Here is a 2,134-nt window from a genome sequence, read left to right on the forward strand (position 1 = left end):
AACAGGCCTCCTATAGGAAGCCTGAATCATAAAATCATTGCGCAATCAATGGGTCCTGACCCTACGCATTCTGCGCGAGCTCATCGAAAATCTCGCCGGAATCGGATCAGGAAAAGCCGGTTATCTGCGCCGTTTCGAATGCTATGATGAGAGCCTCGCAGGCAACCTGCCCCTCCTCGCCAAGGCCATCAGTCAGGCGGGCCGCGCACCGCAGATCATCGGGCGGCCTAATGACAACACGTCCGAACCCTATGTCATCCTGGCCCTAGCTGAACTGAATGATCTTCTTGCGGAACTTCTGTCCGCACATCAAAAGAATTTCGTGCCAATCACTGAAAAGCTCAGGCAAGCCGGGGGGGGGTGATCCACTTCCCCTGATCCAGATGCAGCCCCGGAGGCCCAATGGGGTGCTTGCGAGGCAAGTCCCACGCATAGATGACGGCGACGAATGAGCCATCGCGGTAAATAATAGGGTGCCCTGTGCTGGTTCGGTATAACGTATGATATTTGTTTTGCTACGATATCATATTTTTTCAGATCGTCTGCGGCGCTCGGGTAATCCCCGCGCCGCTGTTGTGGCACCTTTCACTACGGCTCGATTTTTCGAAGGGTATTTGGCCAGAGATGTTATCGGCTCAGCGAGGCTTCCAAGCCCCTCAGCTCGTGAGCAAAGTATTCGCATAAGATATGATCTCACTTTCGATACCATATCTTATGATAGAGCCGCATAGGTTACTGTGATCGAGCACCTGCCATCCGACGGACGCTCAGGCGCGCATGGATTAACTCAGAATTAACCGTCGTGGGCAACGTCCAATCCAATCCCTCTGAGAGGTTGGAACGATGATCGAAGCTGTCGAATACATATCCCGGATCACCGGATCCATACTATATCCGTCAACTCTGCCCCATCCTGATGACGGTCAGATTCCGGCGAACCTCGGAGATTTGTCTGACGCGGAAGCGTTGCATCTTTCGATGATTGCCGTCGATTGTCTGTCGCTCGCGACATCTGCCTCACCACCGTATGGCGAGACCGAGGAGATCCGCGGCGCTCTTTACGATCTCATCAGGGAACTCTCGAGCATCATGCACCGTGCCGCTGAGCTGGAAGCATCTATTGCCGATGTAATCAAGCGGGCGCACGGTGCGCAACTACCGCGCGCTGTTCAGGAAACGAACCTGCCGACGGCCCCTCGCAGATAATCCTCAGAAGCGTCACAACATACCCACCGTCTGCCCAGCTTCTCAGCAACCGCGCCGGTCGTGCAGGACCCGGCGAAGGGGTCCAACACGAGATCACCCTGGGTGGTCAAAAATTTGATAAAGTATTCAGGCAATTTTTCCGGAAAGCGGGCCGGATGCGGTGTGAGACCCGCCTCCTTGCAGTAATTAAAGTACTGGCCCGACGATGCAGAGTTCGGCGCGACGATAAGGTTCGCAGGGATCGATCCGCCGACATCTGTAAATTTGTCCGTCATCTCATGCCCGGAAGGGCGCAGACCTGCAGCTCCGCCAGTCTTCCACTGTTTCTTCATCGACGCTGAATATGCCTGGAGCACCCGGCGATTGTCGGCTTTTGGATGCGGAGATTTTGACAGCCACCAGACGGTGTTTACCGAATCTTTCACACGAACTCTTTTTTTATTCACCCACTCGATGGGTGAGGGTAATTTGGACGGGTTATGCCAGTAATGCTCCTGCGCGAGATAATAGCCGCATTCTTCGACGAGCATGATTAACAGCTTAAAATGATACAGACTGCGCGTCGGCTGCCCTTTATCCCAGACACCCCCGATATCCAGCACAAGGCTCCCCGAGTCTTTCAATATCCGATGCATCTCCAGCGCGAATGGCTTGAACCAGGCGCAGTAATCCGCCTCTGCGACGTTTCCGTAGGCTTTTTTGCGATTAAGGGCAAATGGCGGAGAGGTCATAATCAAATCAACGCTGGCATCCGGAACGGATGATGACATGTAATTTAGACAATTGCCCTGCATCATGATCCCAAATTCTGTTCTGTAAAATTCCCTGACAACTGGAGGCTCGCTCTGGTCAGCACTATTTTCAAGGAACGTCTGAAAAACCTGCGCCTTTTGGCGTGATCTGATAGGATTTTCGGGACGCGACGAGG

3 protein-coding genes are annotated in these 2,134 nt (G+C 53.4%); 2 read left to right on the plus strand and 1 reads right to left on the minus strand.

Annotated elements, in window-relative coordinates; all coding sequences use genetic code 11:
* The first annotated feature begins 37 nt into the window (after positions 1-37).
* Both EP867_RS19405 and EP867_RS19410 read left to right on the plus strand, forming a co-directional pair.
* Positions 38-364: a hypothetical protein gene (locus EP867_RS19405; protein WP_128491068.1), complete on the plus strand. Its 327-nt coding sequence runs from the start codon at positions 38-40 to the stop codon at positions 362-364.
* A gap of 479 nt (positions 365-843) precedes the next feature.
* Positions 844-1,206 carry a hypothetical protein gene (locus EP867_RS19410; protein ID WP_128491069.1) on the plus strand — a complete coding sequence of 121 codons (363 nt, stop codon included), beginning with the start codon at positions 844-846 and terminating at the stop codon, positions 1,204-1,206.
* Here the strand turns inward: EP867_RS19410 and EP867_RS19415 are convergent.
* On the minus strand, positions 1,170-2,134 hold a 965-nt coding region (locus tag EP867_RS19415; protein WP_206616397.1), incomplete at its 5' end, for a DNA-methyltransferase. The genes EP867_RS19410 and EP867_RS19415 overlap by 37 nt on opposite strands.

It is taken from the genome of Falsigemmobacter intermedius (assembly GCF_004054105.1).
GTDB lineage: Bacteria > Pseudomonadota > Alphaproteobacteria > Rhodobacterales > Rhodobacteraceae > Wagnerdoeblera > Wagnerdoeblera intermedia.

Coding starts and splice junctions, on each gene's coding strand:
- EP867_RS19410 (WP_128491069.1), top strand. CDS start 844: ATGATCGAAGCTGTCGAATACATATCCCGGATCACCGGATCCATACTA.